We start from the raw sequence: 22,251 nt of genomic DNA, 5'->3' as shown, positions 1-22,251 counted from the left end.
CTCGGCATATTTGTTGGTCAGGACCGACCCCTGCGCCTCCATCACCGCGCGGGAGACGATGTTCTCGGACGCGATCAGCTCGATCTCGTGGCGCTGGCGGCCAAGCTCCTGGCTCATCGCCCCGAAGAGTTCCGGGTCGCGCGAGGACAACGCTTCGGTGAAGAAACCAGGGTCGCGGGGGGTGGCGGTCATGGGCAAGTTCCTTTGGGTCAGCCGGTCCAGCCGAGGCCGGAGGCGATGCAGGTCATGGATTGCATGAGGGGGACGGTGGTGGTGCCGTTGCCCGCGCGGGATTGGCGGAGAAGGGTGATCTGAAGACGGTTCAGCCGGTCGAGTTGCGGGCGCAGGTCCTCGCATCTTGCCTGCATCTTCGGGAAGCGCAGGCCGAGCGCGTTGCCGGTAATGTCGCGGAGCGCGGCAAGGGCGGCGGAGTGTTCCGCCTGGATGCGGCTGAGGATGGGGGCACGGATGGCCGCGTCCTCGACCAGCCCGGCATAGGCCTCGGCAATCTCCATGTCGGCGAGCATCAGCGACTTTTCCACCTCGTCCACCATCAGGCGGAAGAGCGGGTGGCGGGTGAACATATCGGAGAGCAGCCGGTCGGCGGCAGGGCCACGCACCTGGCGGAAGGCGCGCAGCGCCGAGCCGAAGCCGTACCAGCCGGTGACCATGTGGCGGTTCTGCGACCAGGCGAAGACCCAGGGGATCGCGCGGAGGTCGCCCAGCGACCGCGCGCCGAAGCGGCGGGCGGGGCGGGAGCCGATCTTCAGCATCGCCAGTTCCTCGACGGGGCTCGCCTGCTGGAAATAGTCGAGGAAGCCGGGCATGCCGAGAAGGCTGACATAGGCGGTCTGGGAGAGGCCCGCCAGCGCCTCCAGCGCGTCGATGTGTTCGGGGTCGGCGGCGGGTTGGACGCGGACGGGGAGGTGGCTGAGGACCGAAGAGGCGAGGAGTTCCAGGTTGCCGACGGCGGTGCCGCGGTTGGCGTATTTCGAGGAGACGACCTCGCCCTGTTCGGTGATCCTGAGCCTCCCCTGCACGGTGCCGACCGGCTGGGCGGCGATGGCGCGGCCGGTGGGCGCCCCGCCCCGGCTGACCGAGCCGCCGCGACCGTGGAAGAAGACCGGGCGCAGGCGGTGGCGGGCGAGGCTTTGCGTGAGGCGGCGCTGCGCCTTGTCGAGTTCCCAGGTGGAGCAGAGGAAGCCGCCGTCCTTGTTGCTGTCGGAATAGCCGAGCATGACCTCGACGGTGCCGTCGCGGGAGCGGAGCGAGCGTTCGGCGAGGGGGACTTGCAGGAGGGCGTCGAAGACCTCGGGCGCGCGGCGGAGGTCGTCGATGGTCTCGAACAGGGGGACGACCTGGAGGTCCAGTTTCTCGGCCCCGAATCCTGCGTGGCGGGCGAGAAGGTAGACGGCGAGGAGATCATCGGCGGTGCGCGTCATCGAGAGGATGAAAGGGCCGATGGCTTCGGGGTCTTCGGAGATGCGTGCCTCGCGGATCAGCGCCAGAAGGGCGAGGAGTTCCTGCGCCTCGGGCGAGAGGCGGGCCCGGTCGGCGTGGGTGAGGTCGGGGCGGGAGAGATCGGCACGCAACTGGCGGGACCAGTCGGCGGTGCCGTATGTTGGCGCGGGGCCGGTGAGCGACCAGAGTTCGGCAAGGACGGTCGTGGTGACGGTGGAATTCTGCCGGATGTCGAGCGTGTGGGTGCGGAAACCGAACACCTGGGCCTGCCAGCGCAGCGGGGTGAGATAGCGGGCGGCGAGACGGTGCGCGTCAATGCTGTGGAGGCCGTCTTCCAGTGTGCGCAGATCGGTCAGGAAATGGCTCACCGAAGGATAGCCTCCTGCCCCGCCGTTCAACATGGCGCGCAGGCGGTCGGCGATGGCGGAAAGTGCCTGCCGGAAGATCTCGCCGGGGTTGCGGGTGGCGAGGTCCGTGGCGTGGGCGCCGAGGATGGACCGGATGCGCGTCAGGGTCTCTGCGGGCAGCGGCATGATCCGGGTGGTGATGCTGATCCGCGCGGCGGCGGTGGTGACCGCGTCGAGATAGCGGGTCAGGATCGCGCGGCGCGAGCGGTCGAGCGCGTCGCGGGTGGTGGCGGTGGTGACGTTCGGGTTGCCGTCGCGGTCGCCGCCGATCCAGGAGTGGAAGCGGACACAGGGGGCGATCGCCAGCCCCGCGCCGAAGCGGTCGGTCGTGGCAGCCGCGAAGCGGTCGAAGAGTTGCGGCACGGCGTCGTAGAGCGCATCGCGGAAGAATTGCAGGCCCCATTCGATTTCGTCCGCGAGGCGCGGGCGTTCGATGCGCAGCTCGCCGGTCATCCAGAGGAGGTCGATTTCGGATTCGATGTCGGCAAGGATGTCGTCGCGTTCGCGGGGCGTCCAGCGCTGGGTTTCCAGCGAGACGAGCAGCCGGTAGATGCGGCGGTGGATTTCGAGGACGGTGACGCGCTTCGCCTCGGTCGGGTGGGCGGTCAGCGTGGGGCCGACCGAGAGGTGGGCGGAAAGCTGGGCGAAATCCTCGCGGCTCATGGCCGGGTCGACGGCGGTGAGGGCGGCTGCGAAGCTGCCTTCGACGGCCTCAGGTCCTTCGGTGGCCTCGACCAGGCGCCGCGCGCGCATCGCGGAATTTTCGTCAATTATTCTCGTAAGCTGGAACCAGATGTTCACAGACTGCATCAACGGCACCGCGGCCTCTTCCGGCAGCGGGAGCGCCGGAGACAGAGCGGCTTCCAGCACCTCGGGCGCGCGGCGTTGGATTACGTTGGACCAGAGGGCGCTCAGGTCGGCGCGAAGGGTGGCGGCATAACCGTCGCCCTCGTCCGCCCCCGGGTTGGTGAGGTGGGGCGCGGTCGGCATTTCAGGCGACCCTGTCGCGGGGGGCCCGACCGTCGAAGAAAGCGGTCAGGTTGTCCAGCACGCGGAACCCCATCGCCTCCCGCGTTTCCCGGGTGGCCGAGCCGAGATGCGGCAGAAGGACAAGGTTGTCGGCATTCAGCAGCGCATCGGGAACGGCGGGTTCGCGTTCGAACACATCCAGCCCCGCGCCGCCGATGGTGTTGAACCACAGCGATTGCGCAAGCGCATGTTCGTCCACCACCTCTCCGCGGGCGGTGTTGATCAGGAAGGCCGTGGGCTTCATCAGGTCCAGCCGCGCCGCGTTGATCAGGTGGCGGTTTGCCGCGCCGCCCGGGCAATGCAGCGAGACGAAGTCGCAGTCGGGCAGCAGGGCCTCGACGCTGGCGACCTGGGTTGCATTGTAGCGCGCCAGAACTTCGGCGGGCACGGGCGAGCGGTTCTGCACCAGGATCCTCATCCCGAAGCCGAAATGCGCCCGCTGCGCCATCGCCTGCCCGATGCGGCCGAAGCCGATGATGCCCAGAGTCGCGCCGGAGACCTTGGTGCCGATCAGATGGGTCGGGCGCCAGCCGGTCCAGCGGCCCTCGCGCAGTTCCCGTTCCCCCTCCCCCGCCCGGCGAGCAACCATGAGCAGCAGCGTCATCGCGATGTCGGCGGTGCATTCCGACAGCACGTCGGGAGTGTTGGTGACGGCGATGCCGCGTGCCTTGGCGGCTTCGGTGTCGATATGGGCAAAGCCCACGCCGTAGTTGGCCAGAATCCTCGTGCGCGTTGCCGATCCGTCGAAGACCGCCGCAGGAAGGCGGTCGGTGACGGTCGGCAAGACCGCGTCGTATTGGCCCATCGCGTCGCGCAGATCGGCTTGGGAGAGCGGCTGGTCCGAGGTGTTGAGGTGCAGGTCGAACGCCTGAGCCATCTTCGCCTCGACCGCTTCCGGCCAGCGCCGCGTCACAAGGACTCTGGGTTTCGTCATCGCATCCTCCCGTCAGGCGGCGCGCTTGTTCAACACGCGGGCGACGGTTTCGCCGATCACGCTGGGGTTCTCGGCCACGGTGACGCCGGCGGCGGTGAGGATTTCGACCTTCTCCGAGGCGCTTTCGCCGAAGGCCGAGATGATCGCCCCGGCATGGCCCATCGTGCGGCCCTTCGGTGCGGTCAGGCCCGCGATATAGGCGATGACCGGCTTGGTCATGTGTTCCTGGATATAGGCGGCGGCCTCGGCTTCCTGGGGCCCACCGATCTCGCCGATCATGCAGACCACATGGGTCTCCGGGTCGGCCTCGAACCGTTCCAGGATGTCGCGGAAGCTGGAGCCGTTGATCGGGTCGCCGCCGATGCCGACGCTGGTCGACACGCCGATGCCGCGATCCTTCAGCTGCTGCGCGGCCTCATAGCCCAGCGTGCCCGAGCGGCTGACGATGCCGACGTTGCCAGCCAGGTAGATATGGCCCGGCATGATGCCGAGAAGCGCCTTGCCGGGGCTGATGGTGCCCGCGCAGTTCGGCCCGGTCAGGACCATGCGGCGTTCGCGGGGATAGCGCATCATGTAGCGCTTGACCCGGATCATGTCCTGCGCCGGGATGCCGTCGGTGATGCAGACGCAGTAGCGGATGCCCGCGTCCGCCGCCTCCATGATGCTGTCGGCGGCGAAGGGCGGCGGCACGAAGACGAGGCTGGTGTCGCAGCCGGTTGCGGCGACGGCCTCTTTCATCGTGTTGAAGACCGGCACGCCCATGACGGTTTCCCCGCCCTTGCCCGGCACCACGCCGGCGACGACATTGCTGCCGTAGTCGAGCATTTCCTTGGTGTGGAACTGGGCCATGCGGCCGGTGATGCCCTGCACGACGACACGGCTGGAACGGTCGAGAAAGATGCTCATCACACGGCCCTCATCTTGGTGTTCTGCTTGCGGTCGTTCTTCCAGGCGGTCACGGCGCGTTCGGCCGCCTCCATCAGCGTGTTGGCGCGGATGATCGGCAGGCCGGATTTCGCCAGGATCTTCTGGCCTTCCTCGACGTTGGTGCCCGACAGGCGGACGATGACCGGCACGTCCACCGGATTCGCGGTCAGCGCCTGGACGACACCCTCGGCCACCCAGTCGCAGCGGTTGATGCCGGCGAAGATGTTGACCAGGATCGCCTGCACGTTCTGGTCCGACATGACCAGCCGGAAGGCCTTGGCCACCCGTTCCGGCGTGGCGCCGCCGCCGATGTCGAGGAAGTTGGCGGGCTCGCCCCCGGCCAGCTTGATCGTGTCCATCGTCGCCATCGCGAGGCCCGCGCCGTTCACGATGCAGCCGATGTTGCCCGCCAGCCCGATATAGGCGAGGCCCCGGTCGGCGGCCCGGCTTTCGCGCGGGTCTTCCTGGGACTTGTCGCGGAGTTCGGCGATCTGGGGGTGGCGGAACAGCGCATTGGTGTCGAAGGTCATCTTGGCGTCGAGCGCCAGGATGCGGTTGTCGGCGGTCACGACCAGCGGGTTGATTTCCACCATCGTGGCGTCAAGCTCGCGGAAGGCGCGGTAGCAGCCCTGCAGGGTGCGGACCATCTGCTGCGTCAGCGCGGCAGGAATGCCAAGCGCATAGGCGATTTCGCGAGCCTGGAATTCCTGAAGGCCCACGGCGGGCTCCACGGTCGAGCGGACGATGGACTCGGGGCGCGAGGCCGAGATTTCCTCGATCTCCATCCCGCCTTCGGACGAGGCGACGATCATCACCCGCTGCGAGGAGCGGTCGAGGACGAAGCCGAGGTAGATCTCGCGGGTGAACTCGACCGCGTTCTCGACATAGACGCGGTAGATGCCCTTTCCCTCTGGCCCGGTCTGGTGCGTCACGATCTTGCGGCCGAACATGGCGTCGGTCGCCTCCTGGATCTCGTGCTCCGAATTGCAGAGCTTGACGCCCCCCGCCTTGCCGCGGCCCCCGGCATGGACCTGGGCCTTGACGATCCAGCGGTCGCCCCCCAGCTCGCGCGCCCGGTAGGCCGCCTGTTCGGGGCTGTAGGCCAGCGCGCCCGCAGGCACGGTGACGCCGAATTTGGCAAGGATTTCCTTGGCCTGATATTCGTGGATGTCCATCTGATCCCTCCCTTATTCAGCGGCCAGGGCGGCGGCGTAGTGGGTTTCCAGCGCCTTCAGCGACAGCCCCACATCGACGTTTGCGCCCATCGCGTTCATCTCGGCGGCGAAGCGGGTCACGATCTCGGCGATCGCGGCTTCGGAAAGCTGGTTCAGGATGCCGATGCGGACCTGCACGGGTTCCGACAGCGTCGGCCAGATGCCGAAGCCCTTGGCGCGGGCCGATGCCACCAGTTCCTTCTCCCGGCCTGCCAGCGCGCCGGGGAGGTTCAGGACGACGAGGCTGGTCATGTTCGAAGTCACCTCGCAGCCAAGCGCCTGCACGGCGGCGCGCAGGGCGGCTTCGTGGTGGGCGTAGTCGGCGGCCTTCTGGGCGCGGCCGTGTTGCAGGTTGATCCGCAGCGCCTCGTGGAAGGCGGCGACGGCATAGCCGGAATGGGTGCGATGGTAGCTGCCTGCGGCCACATCCTTGCCGTCGACGATGCCCCAGTGCCGGGCTTCCAGGATCGGGTTGTGGACATAAGAGTAGCAGCCGTTCTCGCGCAGGTGGGCGATGTAGCGGTCGGTGAAGCTGACCGGGGCGTAGGTGAGCGGCAGGCAAAGGACGCCCTTCTGCGGGCAGGACGCCCAGCCCGCGACGCCGGGGAAGTCGTCGATGGCGAAGTCTTCGATCCCGAGCGAGGAGACCGCGTCGACGAGGCCCATCGCGTTGTGCTTGAGGCAGGCGTCGGAAAAGCCCTTCAGGTCGTTGATCCGGCCCGAGCCGGTTTCCCAATGCGCCATGACGGCCCAGGTCGGCTTGTGCTGGGCCAGCGCCTGGTCGACGACCTCGGCGGTGACCGACTGGCCATGCGGGACCTGGATGACGGTCACGTTGGCGGGCTTCGGGTCCAGCGCATCGGCCTTCAGGTCGTCGCGGCTGGCGGCCTTGGTGCGGACGGTCAGCGCGTCGATGCCGGAGAAGGTGCCGTTGACGAAGCAGACCACCGTGTCGCCCGGCAGGATCGCCGAGAAGAGCGCATCGAGCCCGCTGAAGCCGGTGCCGCCGACGCCGAAAGTGTAGGTGTTCTTCGTGCCCCAGATCCGGCGCAGCATGTGCTTGGCCTCGACCATGCCCCTTAGCACATCGGCCTGCATGTGGTCGGCCAGGCCCGCATTGGCGAAGCTGGCCAGCACCCGCGCATCGGTGTTGCCGGGGCCGGGCCCGGCGGCCAGGGTTTCGGGGATTGTGAGCTGCGGGAACAGTTCGGTATCGGTCATGCGGCGCCCCTCCCAAGGCCATCGACGTCGGTTGGACTGCGGGTTCTGGAAGCCCAGCGACCATTCCGGGTGCAGCGGAAGAAAGGGTCGCGGGGCCAGCCGGGAACGCTGGTCCTGCCCCTAAGGAAAGCGCCGCTCGACAGCGGCCACAACATTCCTATATCCTGCTTTTGGATATCTATTTGGGCGGCAAGTTTCCTACCCATAAAGGTGGATATACGTCGGTATACAAATAGAACCCCACCCGAATGGGTAGGGATGGAGCAGTTGATGGCGCTTTGGGACGATCAGCAAAAGGTGGTAGCGGTAACGCTGATGCTCGGCGACAGCAACCCGCTGATGCTGACCGCCATGTCCGAGATCTTCGAGAAGGACCGCCGATTCTCGCTGGTCGCAACGGCGGCGACGGCGGAGGGCTTCCTCGGCATGGTGATGCGGATGCCGGTGCAGGTGGGGGTGATCGACTGGAACCTGCCGCAACTGGGTGGCGCGCGGCTGATCGACGTGCTTCGCGCCCAGCCCAATGCGCCGCGGCTGGTGGTCTATGCCGAGGATACCGGGGATATTCCGCGGAAGGCGATGGCGGCGGGGGCGGCGGGGTTCGTTTCGCGCTCCGAATCGGTGGAGCGCTTGCTGGATACCTGCGTCGCGGTGGCGAAGGGGCAGATGGTGTTTCCCTTCCTCGACGTGCGGGGGTTGAAGCAGGACCCGATCGAATCCTTGTCGCCCCGCGAACGGACCCTGCTGGAGGCGCTGTCGAAGGGGCTGACCAACAAGGAACTGTCGCGCGAGCTGGATATCAGCGCGAATACGGTGAAATTCCACCTGTCGAACCTGTTCGAGAAGCTGTCGGTCAAGAACCGCGCGCAGGCGATTGCGTTCTTCTATGCGAACCGGGCCTCGGGGGGGGAAATATAAGGGGCGCATTTTCCGGCTTGACGAACCGCCCCGCCATCGCGGATGCCTAGGGCGGGTGCAGCTCCTACTTCTTTGGCAGGAGCCCAATATGTCTTTCCACGTCATCACCCAGGCCCCCGCGCGCCTGAACCGCAGCGAGCTGGCCGTTCCGGGCAGCGCCCCCCAGATGTTCGAGAAGGCCGCCGCGTCGGAGGCGGATGTGATCTTCCTTGATCTGGAGGACGCCGTCGCACCGGACGACAAGGCGCAGGCACGGAAGAACATCATCAAGGCGCTGAACGAGATCGACTGGGGCAAGAAGACCATGTCGGTGCGGATCAACGGGCTCGACACCCATTTCATGTATCGCGACGTGGTGGATGTGGTGGAACAGGCGGGCGAGCGGCTGGACCTGATCATGATCCCCAAGGTGGGGACGGCCGCGGATGTCTATGCGGTCGACATGATGGTCACGCAGATCGAGGATGCGAAGGGGTTCAGGAAGCGGATCGGATTCGAGCATATCATCGAGACCGCCTTGGGGATGCAGAACGTCACCGAGATCGCGGGGGCGTCGAAGCGGAATGAAAGCTTGCATTTCGGGGTGGCGGATTATGCGGCCTCGACCCGGGCGCGGACGACGATCATCGGGGGGGTGAACCCGGATTATTCGGTGCTGACCGACAAGCTGGAGGATGGCTCCCGCGAGGTGCATTGGGGCGATATGTGGCACTATGCGCTGGCCCGGATGGTGGTGGCGGCGCGGGCGAATGGCCTCAGGCCGGTGGACGGGCCGTTCGGGGATTTCTCGGACCCCGACGGCTACCGGGCGGCGGCGAAGCGGGCGGCGGTGTTGGGGTGCGAGGGGAAGTGGGCGATCCATCCGTCGCAGATTGCCCTCGCTAACGAGGTGATGAGCCCCTCGGAGGCGGAGGTCACGCGGGCGCAGCGGATCCTGGAGGCGATGGCGCAGGCGGCGGCGGAGGGGAAAGGGGCGGTGTCGCTGGACGGGCGGCTGATCGACTATGCCTCGATCCGGCAGGCGGAGGTGCTGGTCCAGAAGGCGAAACAGATCGCGGGGGGCTGACCTGTCCACGGTGGACAAATTCGGATTCCCAAACGGTATCAGAGGGTTGTCTGTGGCCGTTCGGAAAGGCTTAACCATGTTGGGCCGGGCTGGGAGTTGCCCTCCCGGCCCGATCCTGCTTAGGCTTCCGGGCGCGGAGAACATGGAGCGGAAACCATGGAGAGGTCTGACAACCTTCTGACCTGGGTGATCCTGGCGGTCATCTTCGGCGGGGCAGCGGCGTTGTACGGCTGGCTGTTCTGGTCGAAGACGCGGGCGCTCTGGCAGGCCATGATCCGGCTGCGCGACCGGATCGACCGGAGCAAGCGCTGGTAGCGCAGGTTGCGAGCCCTTCCTTCGCGATGAGAGGTCGACGCAGCAGGGTTCTGTCGGCGCCCCCCCACCCCCGTCCCCTCCCCACGAGGGGGAGGGGGGTGCGGGGTGACGAGCGGGATCACGCGACCGGGATCAGCGCCACGGCGACGCGGCGGCCTTCGCCGAGGAGGACGTTGTAGGTGCGGGCGGCGGTGGGGGAGGCCATGACCTCGACCCCGATCCCCTGCCCTTCCAGCGCGGCGCGGAAGGCGGACGGCACATGCGCCACTTGCGAGCCGGTGCCAACGAAGAGCACGTCGATCTTGTCCACGAGAGTCAGCGGTGCGACGGTGTCTTCAAGCCCGCCCCAGGGACCGGCATCCCAGGGCGTAATCACGCAGGGGCCGCGCAACACATGCCCGGCCACGCGGAAGAAGCCGGGGCCGTAGCCTTCGATCGCCTTTGCCGAGCCGTAGGTGACTTCGGTCAGACGCATCGGGCCTGCCCCTCAAGCGTCGATGTTGGCGAATTCGCCGCCCTTGGTCTTCTTCGGCTTGTCGCCGCGGTCGACGCCCAGGATCAGCACGATGTTCTTGGCGACATAGAGTGTCGAATAGGTGCCGATGAACACACCGAACAGCATGGCGAAGACGAAGCCCCGGATCACGTCGCCGCCGAAGATGATGAGAACCGTCAGGGCGATCAGGGTCGTCGTGGCCGTCATGATGGTCCGGCTGAGGGTTTCGTTCGCCGTAAGGTTCATCATGTCACGCAGCGGCATCGTCTTGTATTTGGCCAGGTTCTCGCGCAGGCGGTCGAAGATCACCACGGTGTCGTTGACCGAATAGCCGAGAATCGTCAGCAGCGCCGCAACGATGGTCAGGTCGAACTTCAGCTGGAAGAGCGAGAAGACCCCGACGGTGACGAGCACATCATGCAGGAGCGCCACCACGGTGCCGAGCGCGAACTGCCATTCGAAGCGCATCCAGACATAGGCCATGATCCCGGTGCAGGCGAGCACGACGGCCATCACGGCCTGCCAGATCAGCTCGGACGACACCTTGGGGCCGACCGATTCGACCGACGGGAAGGTGATCGCCGGATCAACGGATTTCAGCGCTGCCTCGACCTGGGTGATGACCTCTTCGGTCACGGATTCGGCCCCGTCGACCGGGGCGATGCGGACCATGGCGACATGCTGGTCGGCGCGGAACGAGGGGTCGAAGACCTCGGAGATGCTGGCATCCTCGAAGCCGCCGGTTTCCAGCGCGGCGCGGTAGGCGCCGACGTCGACCGGCGTGGTGCTTTCGGTACGGATCGTCGTGCCGCCGCGAAAGTCGATGCCGAAGTTCAGCCCCATGACCGCGACGATGACGACCGTCGCAGCCATCAGGAAGAATGAGCCGCCGAAGGTGAGCCACTGCCAGCGGAAGAAGTCGATGCTGGTATGTTCAGGGACGAGCTTGAGACGCCAGGCCATGATGTTCCCCTTCAAACCGTGATGGTCTTCGGGCGTTTCCAGCCCATCCAGATCTCGATGATGAAGCGCGTCACGTAGACGGCGGTGAACATCGAGGTGATGATCCCGATCCCCATCGTGACCGCGAAGCCGCGGACGGGACCCGAACCGATCCAGTACATGATCAACGCCGTCAGGAGACCGGTGATGTTCGAATCCATGATCGCCGAGAAGGCGCGGGAGAAACCTTCCTGGACGGCGGCAGGCGGGCTGAGCTTGTTGCGCAATTCCTCGCGGATGCGTTCGTAGATCAGCACGTTCGCATCGACCGCCATGCCCATGGTCAGCACGATCCCCGCGATGCCCGGCAGGGTCAGGGTCGCCCCGATTGTGGACAGGACCGCAACGAGGAGGAAGAGGTTCACCGCCAGAGCGACATTGGCCATCATGCCGAACCAGCCGTAGCTGACCAGCATGTAGAGCGCGACAGCGGCGAGGCCGACGATCCCGGCCATCCGCCCGGCCTGGACCGAGTCGGCGCCGAGTTCCGGGCCGATGGTGCGTTCTTCGAGGAAGGTCATCTCTGCGGGCAGCGCACCGGCGCGGAGGAGCACGGCGAGGCGGGTGGAATCCTCGACGGTGAAACTGCCGGTGATGATGCCCGACCCGCCGGGGATATGGCTCTGGATCACCGGGGCCGAGATCACCTGGTTGTCGAGCACGATGGCGAAGGGCGCACCGATGTTGGCCGCCGTGTAATCGCCGAACTTGCGCGCGCCCGTGGTGTCGAAGCGGAAGCTGACCGCAGGCGAGCCGTTCTGGTCGAAGGAGGGCTGGGCATCGACGAGATCGTCGCCCGAGACGACGGGGCTTTCCTCGATGATGTAGTAGATGTCCTTCTCGTCGAGCGACGGCAGCAGGAGGTTGCGGGGGCCAGGGGTGGCCGAGGCATCGGTGGTGCGGCTGACGACGGCGTTGAAGGTCAGCTTGGCGGTCTGGCCGATCAGCTCTTTCAGCTCTTGCGCCGAGCCGATGCCGGGGACCTGGATCAGGATGCGGTCTTCGCCCTGGCGCTGGATGGTGGGTTCGCGGGTCCCGGCCTCGTCGACCCGGCGGCGGATGATTTCCAGCGATTGTTGCAGCGTGCGTTCGTCGGTCGCCTTCTTCTCGGCGTCGGACAGGGTGACGACGACGTCGTTGCCTTCCGAAGTGACGTCGATCGTGCTTTGCCCGACCCCGGTCAGGGTGACGACGCTGGAGCCGAGGCCGCGCACGGCCTCCAAGGCGGCGGCCATGCCTTCGGGGTTCGAGATCGTCACCCGCAGGACGCCTTCGGGCGAGGGTGCGCGGCGGACGGCGCCGACCTGGTCGCGCAGGTCGCGCAGCGCATCGCGGACCTCGGGCCAGAGCGCGTCCATCCGGGCCTTGTAGACATCCTCGACCTGAACTTCGGCCAGAAGATGCGCCCCGCCGCGCAGGTCGAGGCCGAGCGGCACGAGGGCCGAGGGCAGGAAGGCGGGCCACTCCGCCTTTTCGGCGTCAAGCTCGGGGGTGGAGGCACCGTCCGCGGCCGCGATGGCGGCGACGGCGTCGTTGTGCCGTTCCACCTGGGCGTAGAAGAGGTTCGGAACCGCAGCGAGGATGCCCCAGCCGCAGACGAGAAGGATGAGGATACGCTTCCACAGCGCCGTCGGTTCCATGGGTCGGTCTCAGCTTACGGCAGGTTCGGTCTTGTTCAGGACCTGGGTGATCGTGTGCTTGACGACCTTCACCTTGACCCCGTCGGCGATCTCGACCTCGACCATGCCGTCGTCCTGGACCTTGGAGACCTTGGCGACGATGCCGCCGGAGGTGACCACCTGGTCGCCCCGGCGCAGCGCCTCGACCATGGCGCGGTGCTGCTTCATCTTCTTCTGCTGCGGGCGGATGAGCAGGAAGTAGAAGATACCGAAGATCGCAGCCATCATCACGAACTGCGAATACATGGCGGCACCGCCGGGGGCGGCGCCTGCGGTTTGCGCGAAGGCGGGGGTGACGAACATGGGCATCCTTTCCTGCGGGCCGGGCTGCCTTGGGCGGCGCCCGTTTGCGATTGTCGGCTCATGTAAGGCCTTTCGAAGCGCTTTGCCAGAGGGCGCGCGCGGGAAGCCCGGGCCGGGACGCCTTCCCCCCTGCATCGTTATCGGGCATAAGCGCCGGTGTTGCGTTCCAGAGGGGCAGAGCCATGCACGACATCCGCTTCATCCGCGAAAACCCGGGTGCCTTCGACAAGGCGCTGTCGCGGCGCGGGCTGGCGCCGATGGCGGCGGAGCTCTTGGCGATGGACGAGGCGCGGCGGGCGAAGATCCTGGCGGCCGAGACGGCGGCGGCGGCGCAGAATGCGGCGTCGAAGGACGTGGGGGCCGCGAAGGCCCGCGGGGATGACGCGGAGTTCGAGCGCCTGCGGGTGCTGGTGGCCGAGAAGAAGGCCGAGGGGGCAAAGCTGACCGAGGAGGCGGGGGCCGAGGATGCGCGACTGCGCGATGCGCTGATGCGGATTCCGAACATGGCGCTGGACGAGGTGCCGGAGGGGCCGGACGAGACGGGGAACGTGGAAATCCGGCGGTGGGGTGCGCCCCGAGAGATGGCGTTCAAGGCTTTGGAACATTTCGACATTCCGGCGGCGAAGGACGGGCTGGACTTTCCGACGGCGGCGAAGCTGTCCGGGAGCCGCTTCGTCGTGCTGCGGGGCGCGGCGGCGCGGGTGCACCGGGCACTGGCGCAGTTCATGCTGGACCTGCACACCGGCGAGCACGGGCTGGCGGAGACCTGGACTCCGGTTCTGGTGAAAGAGGATGCCATGTACGGCACCAACCAGTTGCCGAAATTCGCCGAGGACAGCTATCAGACCACGAACGGCTGGTGGTTGATCCCGACCAGTGAAGTGACGCTGACCAACTCGGTCGCGGGCGATATCCTGGACGAGGGGGCCCTGCCCCTGCGGCTGACGGCGCATACGCATTGCTTCCGGTCGGAGGCGGGCTCGGCGGGCAAGGACACCACCGGGATGCTGCGCCAGCACCAGTTCGAGAAGGTCGAGATGGTGACGATCTGCACCCCGGAAACGGCGCTGGCTGAACACGAAAGAATGACCAAATGCGCCGAAGCCGTGCTGGAGCGGCTGGAGCTGCCCTACCGGACCATCGTCCTTTGCACCGGCGACATGGGATTCGGCGCGCAGAAGACGCATGATCTGGAGGTCTGGCTGCCGGGGCAGAATACCTATCGCGAGATTTCCAGCGTCTCGACCTGCGGCCAGTTCCAGGCGCGGCGGATGAATGCGCGCTACCGGCCTGCGGGCGGCAAGCCCGAGTTCGTGGCGACGCTGAACGGGTCGGGCCTTGCAGTAGGCCGCTGCCTGATCGCGGTGCTGGAGAACGGGCAGGAGGCCGACGGAAGCGTGACCTTGCCTGCGGCGCTGGCGCCCTATCTTGGCGGCAAGAGTCGGATCACGGCGGAGGGCGTGCTGGTCTGACGGGAACCCGTTGACGCGGCAGGCGTTTTCGCCCGACCCCGAAGGAGAGAGCCGATGCGTGCCCGTGCGATTTTGCTGTTGTGCCTTGCGATCCTCTTCGCGTTGACCCCGCTGATGCTGCCGAGCTTCGATGGCTATGACCCGGAGGATTTTCCGGTGCAGGTGCTGCGGCCTTCGGTGCAGCCGGCGGGCTATGCCTTTTCGATCTGGCTGGTGATCTATGCCGGGCTGATCCTGCATGCGGGTTACGGCTTGCTGCGTCGGGCGGACGATCCGGTTTGGGACCGGCCACGCCTTCCGCTGATGGCGGCGCTGGTTCTGGGCACGACCTGGGTCGCGCTGGCAGAGGATCAGCCGGTGGCGGCGACGGTGACGATCCTGATCATGCTGGCGGCGGCCCTGACCGCCGTGTTGCGCACGGCGCGCGCGGACCGGCTGTGGTTGATGCCGCCGATTGCCTTGCTGGCCGGATGGGTCACGGCGGCGGCGGGCGCGGCCTCGGGCGTGACGATGGTGGGGCTGGGGTGGCTTACCGACACCGCCAGCGCGGTGGTCTGTATTCTGGGCGTGCTGGCCATTGCGGTGGCGATGCAGTTGCGGCTGGGCCGGGTGCCGGAATACGGCGCGGCGGTGGTCTGGGCGCTGGTCGGGATCACGGTCGCCAACTGGGGGCTGAACGCGCCGGTCGCCTGGCTGGCACTGGCGGGGGCGGCGGTGATGGGGGCGGTGACGGTGGTGGCGGGTCGGAACCAAATTCCTTGAGCAAGGAATTTGACAAGAATTTTACTTAAAATTCTTGGGGTTGGCCTATTGCCCGGTGTTCTTTTCCTTGTGCTTGCGCAGCCGTGAGGGCGTGTGGAATTTGCGTTCCTTCCACGGGTTCTGGTCGCCCTGTGAGCGCAGGAACAGGCGGATCGGCGTGCCCGGCATGTCGAAATGGTCGCGCAGGCCGTTGACCAGATAGCGCTTGTAGCTTTCCGGCAGCTCGTCGGGCCGAGAGCATTTGATGACGAAGCCGGGGGGCCGGGTCTTGGCCTGGGTCATGTAGCGGAGCTTGATCCGGTGGCCTCCCGGCGCGGGCGGCGGGTGCGCCTCGGTCATCGCGCCGAGCCAGCTGTTCAGCTTGGCGGTGGGCACGCGGCGGTTCCAGACGTCATGCGCCTTGAGGATGGCGTCGTGCAGGCGGTCGAGGCCCCTGCCCGTCTTGGCGCTGACGGTGACGAGGGGGGCGCCGCGGAGTTGCGGGAGGAGGCGTTCGAACATCTCCTTCAGCTCGGCGAGCTTTTCCTGCTTGTCGTCTTCCAGGTCCCATTTGTTGACGGCGACCACCACGGCGCGGCCTTCGGTCTCGGCGAAGTCGGCGATCCTCAGATCCTGCACCTCGAAGGGGATTTCCACGTCGAGGAGGACGACCACCACTTCGGCAAAGCGCACGGCGCGTAGGCCGTCGGCGACGGAGAGTTTCTCCAGCTTCTCCACCACCTTCGCCTTCTTGCGCATTCCGGCGGTGTCCCAGATGCGGATCGGCGTGCCCTGCCAGTCGGCGCGGACCGAGATCGCGTCGCGGGTGATCCCGGCCTCGGGTCCAGTCAGCATCCGGTCGGTGCCGAGGATCTTGTTGATCAGAGTGGATTTTCCGGCGTTCGGGCGGCCGATGACGGCGATTTGCAAGGGCTTGGCGGCGGTGGGCTTGTGGGCGTTTTCATCCGCCTCAAGCTCGGCCTCGTCCTCGGAAATGTCGGTGTCGGTCTCCGGCAGCATCTCGGCTTCGCGGGGGGCGAATTCCTCCTCGAAGGGCTTCAAGGCGCGGTAGAGGTCGTCCATCCCCTCGCCATGTTCGGCGGAAAGGCGGATCGGCTCGCCCAGACCGAGGGAGTAGGCCTCGAGCGCGCCGGAGTCCCCGGCCTTGCCCTCGGCCTTGTTCACGCCGAGGAGGACGCGCGCCGCCTTCTTGCGCAGGATCTCGGCAAAGACCTCGTCCGAGGGGGTGACGCCCGTCCGCCCGTCGATCAGGAAGAGGCAGACATCGGCCATGTCGACGGCGCGCTCGGTCAGGCGGCGCATCCGGCCTTGCAGGCTGTCGTCGGTGACTTCCTCCAGCCCCGCGGTGTCGATCACGGTGAAGCGCAGGTCGAAGAGTTTCGCATCGCCTTCGCGCAGGTCGCGGGTCACGCCGGGCTGGTCGTCGACCAGTGCGAGCTTGCGCCCGACCAAGCGGTTGAAGAGCGTCGACTTGCCCACATTGGGGCGGCCCACGATGGCGAGGGTGAAGGTCATGTCATGCGTCCGGCATCAGCGAAGCCGCCCAGATACACGGCTTCGCCCCTAGCGGAAAGCGTGAAGTTGCCCGTTGCCGCCCACGACATAAAGCGTGCCGCCCGCCACGGCCGGTTGTGCCGCAGCACCCCCGGGAATCTCGGCGGTGTAGGTGAGCGAGCCATCGGTCGGGTCGAAAGCGCGCAAAAGCCCGTCGGAGGAGACGACCATGACACGACCACCGGCGAGGACGGGGCCGTAATGGGCGAAGATTCCCTTGCGCTTCTTGATCTTGTCCTGAGTGAAATAAGGCATTTCGACGGACCAGATCACCTCGCCCGTGGTGGCGTCGAGCCGGACAAGCTTGGCCTCGTCGTTCACCAGGAAGAGCGAGCCACCCGCCACGGCGACAGGGCCGAGCGCGCCTTCGGTCGCGGACCAGAGCTTTTCGCCCGAGGAGGCGGACATCGCCACGGTGCGGCCAGAGCCGGACCCGGCGTAGAGCGTCTTGCCCGCAATCACCGCGTCGCCGGTGACGTCATAGGTGACGGCATAGGCCCGGCCGAGCCGCTTGCCCGCGATCGAGGATTGCCAGATCTTCGTGCCGCCGCCGATCTTGAGGACGGCCATCAGGTCGCCCGCCGCAGAGGGGAAGATCACCGCGCGGTCGCCGATCGTGGGGGCGGCGGTGCCGACATAGGCGGTCTTGCCGGGGGTGCCGACGACCTGCCAGACCACCTTGCCGGTGGCCGCATCGAGCGCCCAGGCCGAGCCGTCGATGCCCGAGACATAGACCGTGCTGCCATCGGTCGCCGGGGCGCCGCTGACGGGGGCGTCGACGCGCTGGCGCCAGACGACGGCACCGGAGGCGGCGTCGAGGGCCACCAGTTCGCCATAGCCGGTGGTGGCGAAGAGCCGATTGCCCCCGACGGCGAGACCGCCCGCCGACTGGCCGCCGCCCTTGTCGAAGCTGGCGGTGAGGTCGGTGGACCAGAGCGTCGCGCCATTGGTTCCGGTCGCGGTGACGGCGGTGCCCGCGTCGATGGTGAAGATGCGCCCGTCGGCCACCACGGGCGCGGCGGCGATGCGGTTCTTGCGGCTGGAGCCGGTGCCGATCTTCGCCGACCAAACCCGTTGCGGCGCGGCCGACAGCGCGGCGTGCGGCATCAGGTGGCGGGCGTTCCCGGCGCGGTGGGTCCAGTCGCCGCCGGTCTGGGGCCCGAGCGAGATGGCGACGCTCTGGTTTTCCGGCGCGGCGGGGGCGGTGGGTGCGGGCTTGCCCTCGACCGGGACCGAGGCGTCGAGGTCGGCGCGGACCGGGAAGCGTTCGCCCTGGAGGATTACTTCCTTGTTGCCGCAGGCGGCGAGACACGCCAGAAGTGCCGCGCCGGTCATCAGCCTGATCTTCATGCCTGCCACCTGATAGGACCTTTCGCTTCCGCCCATCGCCGTTTCAGCCGCCCGTCGCTTCGGGCAGCGTGCCGCCCAGCGCCGTCACCACCTGCCCGAGCCGGGCGCGGAGCGAGGCTGAGGCCTCCTGATCCTGCACCAGGGCGACGAGCGCGGTGATGGCCTCGTCGGGCTTGCCCTCTTCGATCAGGAGATAGCCCAGTTGTTCCTCGGCCAGAACCCGGTAAGGGCGGCCCGGTCCGGCGATGCCATCAAGCGCGGCGCGGCGGTCAGCGAGCGGCAGATCGGCCCCGGCGACCAGCACCCGGCGCAGAACCGCGAGGTCGCGGTAGGCGGGGGTCAGGCTGGCGTCGTTCGCGACCTTTTCCAGCGCGGCGAGCGTGGCAGCCTTGTCCTCGGCCGGGTCGGAGGCCTGGATCAGGCCCAGCAAAGCGGCTTGCCCGGCGTCGGCGGGCACGGCGGCCAGCGCCTCGCGGCGTTCATCGGGCGTGCCCTGGTCGAGCGCGTCGACAACCGCATCGCCGAAGGCTTCGGCCCGGGCCGCGGCGCGGGATTTCGACCATTCTGTCCAGGCGGTGCCGACAACGAGGCCGACAATGATCAGCACGCCGATCCAGCCATACTTGCGGAACAGCCGGAACAGGCGGTCGCGCCGCACTTCTTCGGTGACTTCGTCGATGAAGCTGTCGGGATTGCTCACGCCCTGGCCTTCCTGTCGTTTGCCCCGTCTTACAGGGAAAGGCCGCACATTGCCAAGCCCTGCCCCGTCGCGGCGAGGGTCAGAACTCTGTCGGCAGCCCGAGGTTCTTGCGGAAGCCGGTGATCCAGTCTTCATAGCCCTCCGGCAGGGTTCCACCGGCTTGCATCGCCTCGAGCATGTCCAGCGCCTCGCGGTTCTCGGCGGTGGGATCTTGCAGGAGCATGGCGCGCTGGTCGAGCGCACGCACCACGTCGAGCTGGTACCAGACATTGTCGGGGAAGGCGGCGGCGAGGTCGCGCATGATGCGCAGGGATTCGTCCTGGTGCGGCAGCGCGCCCTCATAGTCCTGACGCGAGGACAGCGCCGTCGCGACGCTGGCCTGGCTGAGGGCGAGATTGCGATACCAGTCCGGGTTGGACGGGTCCTGCTGGTTCAGCCAGTCGCGCAGGGCCAGGGCGTCCTGGTGGCTTTTCAGCGCAGCGGCCACATCTCCCGCCGCCGATTGCGCATTGCCCAGCCGCTCCAGCGCCAGCCCGAGGTCATTGGCCCAGGGCGTGCTGTAGGGATCGACGTCCAGAAGCTTGTTGCCCTGGTCAACCATGGCGCTGAAGCTTTCGACCGCCGCCTTGGTGTCGCCCAGCGCGAATTGCGCATCGCCCAGCCGATTCAAGGTGACCAGCCGGTCATGCAGATGTTCGGGGTCGTCGGGCGCGATCTGGAGCAGCCTGTCGGCGGTTTCCAGCGAGGCCCTTGCGACCTCGACCGCCTCGCTGTTGCGGTTCAGCTGCATCAGGGTGGAGGCGTGGATGTTCTGCGCGATCGACAGGTCGCGCAGAATGAACACATCGCCGGGAGAGGCCCCGGCAAGCTGGGCGTGCTTGGCCACCGCGTCGGCGATCAACGGCTCGGCGGTGGCGGGGTCGCCCTCGGACAGGTCAAGCTCGGCCATCAGGGTCAGCGAGACGGCGGCGTCGCGCAAGTAGCGCTGCGTCGTCGGATCGGCGGTGACGAGCGACAGCCGCAGGTCGAGCGCGGCTTGCAGCGCCTCGCGCCCGCCGACCGGATCGCCCATCGCGTTCTTCGTGTCGCCGATCTTGCGCAGCGCATTGCCAAGGTCGGCCTGACGCGACAGGTCCTGCGGATCGAGCGAGACCATGCCCTCGGAAATCCGGCGGGCTTCCTCTTGCACCTCAAGCGCGGCGACGAAATCGTTGTCGGCGAAATAGACGTCGCCCATCCGGTCGAGGCTGACCAGAAGGTCCTTCTGCCAGACCATGTTGGTGGGGTCGAGCGCGGCGAGGTTCTGCCGGATCGACATCGCCGCCTGATGCGAGATCAGAGCCGAATCCATGTCGCCCATGTAGCGCTGGACATCGCCGATCCGGTCGAAGTTGATGGCAAGGTCGCGCTGGCGCGGCTTGTTGTCGGGGTCGAGCGCGGCCAGTTCCTCGCGGATGGTCAGCGCCTTGCCGTAGGTTTCCAGCGCCGCCTGGAAATCGCCCTCGTCCACCAGCACGTCGCCGATGCGTTCGTAGCTGACCGACAGGTTGCGGCGGATCACCACGTCGCCGGGAAATTCGGCGGCCAGGGCCTCGGCAAGCTCCAGCGCGGTCTGGAAGGCGGCCTTGGCGCCCTCCTTGTCGCCAAGTTCGAGCTTGGCATCGCCGATGCGTTCCTGGGTGAAGGAGACGTCCATCCGGTAGGTGACGCTGGCGGGGTCCATGTCGAGAAGCGTCTGCGCGATGCCCAGCGCCTCGACATGCGCGTCGAGCGCGCCGGAGGCGTTGCTGCGCGCGAGCCGGATCGAGCCGACGCGGTTCACCGCAACCTGCCGGTCGCGCATCAGGTCGACATCATCGGGCCGCTGGTCGGCCTGCCACTGCGAGAACTCCAGGGCGCTGGAATAGGCGGTCTCGGCTTCCTTGAGGTAGCCCTGCTGCTGGAGGACAGAACCGAGATCGTTCATCGACCAAACCAGCTCGCGCACCCATTCGACATCAGTGGCATCGGCCTCGACCCGGCCTTGCGCAAAGGTCGCCCGTTCGTTGTAGGCGGACCAGGCGGCCTCGGTGTTGCCCATCACCAGTTGCAATTCGCCCAGCGAGGTCAGCGCCGTGACATAGGAGAATTGCGCGTCGCGGTCCATGTCGGTCGCCACCTCTGCATAAAGCCCGGTGGCTTTCAGCAGGTCGGAAACGGCGAGGTCATAGCGCAGGTCGGTCTTGGCGGCGTTGGCGTTCAGAAGATGGGTCGCCGCTTCGGAAAGGGTGCGCGAGAGGTAGGTTTCCTTGATGGTGGTGCGGGCGGTGGCGTCGATTTCGGCAGCGTCAGTCAGGAGAGACCGGGCGGAATCGAAAGCGCCGAGGGTCAGCTGTTCCTCGGCCTGGGCACGCAGGGCCGCGACGCGGGGGTCGTCGGACTGGAACTTCTGCAACTCGGACTGGAACTGTTCGTAGGATTGTGCCGCGCCCAGAAGCATGGTCGCGCGTTCCTCGGGCGTCTGGCTGCCGAGGTCGGCAGAAAGGAGGGCGGCGTAGAGCGGCGCGAGGGGGAGGTTGCGTTCGGTGGCCAGCGCCTCGACTTCGGCGCGGATGTCGGGGGTGAGGTCGGCCATGGCGATCAGGAGCTGGTCGCGTTCGGTCTGCGCACCCTGGCCGGAGATGAAGACAAGCTCGGGCAGGCCGGATTCGATATAGGGCAGCTGCTTGCCGCGGCTGCGGTCGTAGACGTCTTGCTGGACGAGGGTAAGGGCGGTGCGGAGTTCCACCCCGGCGGTGGCAAAATGGCGGACGAGGGCGGCGGTGAAGGGTGAATTGTCCTCGTCCCCGTCCGAGGCAGTCTCACCGGGGGCAGCGGAGAAGGCGAAGAGCACGCCATCGGCGCGGCCGATGCGGCCGAGGCCGGATTTCGGCTTGGGGGCCTCGGGCGGGTCGTCGTCCAGGGCGGCGGCGCCCCTGCCCTCTTTCCCGCCGCCGGAGAACGGGTCGTCGCGGCAGGCGTCCAAGAGGATGATCACCACGGGGGCGACGGACTGGACCGCCTCCTGCGCCTCGGACAAGGGGAGCGCGGTCTCGGTCAGCCGGGTGGCGGAGGAGGCGTCGGCGTCGGTGGGGAGAAGATAGTTCACCCCGTCGAGCGCGACGCCGTGGCCGGCATAGAAGAGAAGCGCCACGTCGGCGCCCTTGGCATCTTCCTTGAAATCCTCAAGCGCGCGGCGGGTGCGTTTCAGGTCGCGGTTGGTCTCGACGAAGACCTCGAAATCCAGGCTTTCCAGCACCTCCTCCAGTGCGCGGGCGTCGTTGGCGGGGTTTTCCAGCGGGCGGACATAGTCGTAATCCTCGGCGGCGATGAGGAGGGCGACGCGCTTGTCGGCCAGCGCCGCGGTGAGGCCGCAGAGCCAGAGGACCAGAACCAGACCGAGACGCCGGATGAGCATCGCCC

18 protein-coding genes and 1 pseudogene are annotated in these 22,251 nt (G+C 67.2%); 5 read left to right on the top strand and 14 right to left on the bottom strand.

All coding sequences use genetic code 11. From position 1 onward, the window contains the following. The 6 genes and pseudogenes from glyA to JNJ68_RS10155 all read right to left on the bottom strand — a co-directional run. Positions 1-192: pseudogene (gene glyA / locus JNJ68_RS10180) on the bottom strand (serine hydroxymethyltransferase); the annotation flags it as partial. Positions 193-209: 17 nt separating this feature from the next. Then, complete coding sequence (locus JNJ68_RS10175; RefSeq protein ID WP_294982083.1) at positions 210-2,858, bottom strand: phosphoenolpyruvate carboxylase; 2,649 nt, start codon at positions 2,856-2,858, stop codon at positions 210-212. 1 nt (position 2,859) lies between these two features. Next, positions 2,860-3,831, bottom strand: a complete 972-nt coding sequence (locus tag JNJ68_RS10170; RefSeq protein ID WP_294982081.1) for a D-glycerate dehydrogenase — start codon at positions 3,829-3,831, stop codon at positions 2,860-2,862. 12 nt (positions 3,832-3,843) lie between these two features. Next, entirely contained in the window at positions 3,844-4,737 is an 894-nt protein-coding gene (gene sucD, locus JNJ68_RS10165; RefSeq protein WP_294982079.1) for a succinate--CoA ligase subunit alpha, read from the bottom strand. Continuing rightward, positions 4,737-5,933: a malate--CoA ligase subunit beta gene (locus tag JNJ68_RS10160; RefSeq protein ID WP_294982077.1), complete on the bottom strand. Its 1,197-nt coding sequence runs from the start codon at positions 5,931-5,933 to the stop codon at positions 4,737-4,739. Before JNJ68_RS10160 ends, sucD begins: the two co-directional genes overlap by 1 nt. A gap of 12 nt (positions 5,934-5,945) precedes the next feature. After that, a complete protein-coding gene (locus tag JNJ68_RS10155) occupies positions 5,946-7,193 on the bottom strand; it encodes an aminotransferase (RefSeq protein ID WP_294982075.1) in 1,248 nt (415 codons plus the stop codon). Positions 7,194-7,508: 315 nt separating this feature from the next. Between JNJ68_RS10155 and JNJ68_RS10150 the strand changes: the two genes are divergently transcribed. From JNJ68_RS10150 to JNJ68_RS10140, 3 genes are all read left to right on the top strand, one after another. After that, on the top strand, positions 7,509-8,111 hold the full coding sequence (locus tag JNJ68_RS10150) for a response regulator transcription factor (protein ID WP_294982085.1): 603 nt from the start codon (positions 7,509-7,511) through the stop codon (positions 8,109-8,111). A gap of 88 nt (positions 8,112-8,199) precedes the next feature. Further along, on the top strand, positions 8,200-9,177 hold the full coding sequence (locus JNJ68_RS10145; protein ID WP_294982073.1) for a CoA ester lyase: 978 nt from the start codon (positions 8,200-8,202) through the stop codon (positions 9,175-9,177). A gap of 156 nt (positions 9,178-9,333) precedes the next feature. Continuing rightward, on the top strand, positions 9,334-9,492 hold the full coding sequence (locus tag JNJ68_RS10140; protein ID WP_294982071.1) for a hypothetical protein: 159 nt from the start codon (positions 9,334-9,336) through the stop codon (positions 9,490-9,492). A gap of 118 nt (positions 9,493-9,610) precedes the next feature. Here JNJ68_RS10140 and JNJ68_RS10135 read toward each other — a convergent pair whose 3' ends face one another. The 4 genes from JNJ68_RS10135 to yajC are packed head-to-tail and all read right to left on the bottom strand — an operon-like array spanning position 9,611 to position 12,972. Then, positions 9,611-9,967, bottom strand: coding sequence for an Mth938-like domain-containing protein (locus JNJ68_RS10135; RefSeq protein WP_294982069.1), 357 nt, complete (start codon positions 9,965-9,967; stop codon positions 9,611-9,613). A gap of 12 nt (positions 9,968-9,979) precedes the next feature. Next, a complete protein-coding gene (secF, locus tag JNJ68_RS10130; RefSeq protein WP_294982067.1) occupies positions 9,980-10,951 on the bottom strand; it encodes a protein translocase subunit SecF in 972 nt (323 codons plus the stop codon). Between the two features lie 11 nt (positions 10,952-10,962). Continuing rightward, positions 10,963-12,630 carry a protein translocase subunit SecD gene (secD, locus tag JNJ68_RS10125; protein WP_294982065.1) on the bottom strand — a complete coding sequence of 556 codons (1,668 nt, stop codon included), beginning with the start codon at positions 12,628-12,630 and terminating at the stop codon, positions 10,963-10,965. 9 nt (positions 12,631-12,639) lie between these two features. Continuing rightward, entirely contained in the window at positions 12,640-12,972 is a 333-nt protein-coding gene (yajC, locus tag JNJ68_RS10120; protein ID WP_294982064.1) for a preprotein translocase subunit YajC, read from the bottom strand. Between the two features lie 182 nt (positions 12,973-13,154). Between yajC and serS the strand changes: the two genes are divergently transcribed. Both serS and JNJ68_RS10110 read left to right on the top strand, forming a co-directional pair. Further along, a complete protein-coding gene (gene serS, locus JNJ68_RS10115) occupies positions 13,155-14,444 on the top strand; it encodes a serine--tRNA ligase (protein WP_294982062.1) in 1,290 nt (429 codons plus the stop codon). 54 nt (positions 14,445-14,498) lie between these two features. Further along, positions 14,499-15,206 carry a hypothetical protein gene (locus JNJ68_RS10110; RefSeq protein WP_294982060.1) on the top strand — a complete coding sequence of 236 codons (708 nt, stop codon included), beginning with the start codon at positions 14,499-14,501 and terminating at the stop codon, positions 15,204-15,206. A 45-nt stretch (positions 15,207-15,251) separates the two neighbouring features. On the opposite strand, the gene der is transcribed toward JNJ68_RS10110, so the two are convergent. The 4 genes from der to JNJ68_RS10090 all read right to left on the bottom strand — a co-directional run bounded on the left by der (position 15,252) and on the right by JNJ68_RS10090 (position 22,246). Further along, complete coding sequence (gene der, locus JNJ68_RS10105; protein ID WP_294982058.1) at positions 15,252-16,721, bottom strand: ribosome biogenesis GTPase Der; 1,470 nt, start codon at positions 16,719-16,721, stop codon at positions 15,252-15,254. A 48-nt stretch (positions 16,722-16,769) separates the two neighbouring features. Next, entirely contained in the window at positions 16,770-18,110 is a 1,341-nt protein-coding gene (locus JNJ68_RS10100) for a PQQ-binding-like beta-propeller repeat protein (protein WP_294982056.1), read from the bottom strand. Between the two features lie 43 nt (positions 18,111-18,153). Further along, complete coding sequence (locus JNJ68_RS10095) at positions 18,154-18,810, bottom strand: tetratricopeptide repeat protein (protein ID WP_294982054.1); 657 nt, start codon at positions 18,808-18,810, stop codon at positions 18,154-18,156. A gap of 79 nt (positions 18,811-18,889) precedes the next feature. Beyond that, positions 18,890-22,246 (bottom strand): caspase family protein, encoded by a 3,357-nt coding sequence (locus JNJ68_RS10090; protein WP_294982052.1) that lies wholly within the window; start codon positions 22,244-22,246, stop codon positions 18,890-18,892. Positions 22,247-22,251 lie beyond the last annotated feature (5 nt).

Origin of the sequence: Tabrizicola sp. (assembly GCF_016793705.1) — a bacterium.
Lineage (GTDB): Bacteria > Pseudomonadota > Alphaproteobacteria > Rhodobacterales > Rhodobacteraceae > Tabrizicola.
The sequence above is the reverse complement of the archived record's forward strand: the minus strand, read 5'-3'. Positions and strand labels throughout refer to the sequence as shown.